Here is a 626-nt window from a genome sequence, read left to right as displayed (position 1 = left end):
AATGTGAAGAAAATACTCGCTTTGCTTCAAGATAAGAGAGGAAAGCAGGTGAGCGAGTGGACGGTCAAGAGGGCTCTCAAGAAGGCCAATCTCAGGTGGAAGCGTGTCCGCAAATCCCTCAAATCCAAACGAGATGAGCAGAAATTTCAAAGAGCAAAAGAGAAAATCGATCGACTCGAGAGTCGAAGGAATGAGGAAGAGGTGGATCTGTTCTACTATGATGAGGCGGGCTTCTGCCTTGATCCCTCAATCCCTTATGCCTGGCAGCCCACAGGAGAACACGTCCTTCTTCCTGCATGCACCACAACAAGGTCTCGCATCAACGTGCTCGCATTCATGGACAAAGAAAACGAGCTCATCCCCTTCACCGTCAAAGGACGTGTGGACGCTAACGCAGTCTGCGCCTTCTTTGATGCATTCAGCATGAATCTCAAGAGGAAGACCTTCGTCATCATCGACAATGCTCCGGTGCACAAAAGCAGGGCTTTTATCGCCAATTTACCGCGATGGGCCAAGAAGAACCTCTACATTAAATTCCTCCCCACCTATTCTCCTGAGCTCAATCTCATTGAGATCCTGTGGAGGAAGATAAAGTATGAATGGCTATCCTTCTCAGCCTATCTCTC

At 48.6% G+C, this 626-nt stretch carries 1 protein-coding gene; it reads left to right on the top strand.

The features are described 5' to 3' along the window. Positions 1-48: 48 nt before the first annotated feature. The coding region (locus MWC30_RS21730) for an IS630 family transposase (RefSeq protein WP_244086291.1) at positions 49-626 on the top strand (578 nt) is incomplete at its 3' end.

This window comes from Desulforhabdus sp. TSK, assembly GCF_022836495.1.
Lineage (GTDB): Bacteria > Desulfobacterota > Syntrophobacteria > Syntrophobacterales > Syntrophobacteraceae > Desulforhabdus.
The sequence above is the reverse complement of the archived record's forward strand: the minus strand, read 5'-3'. Positions and strand labels throughout refer to the sequence as shown.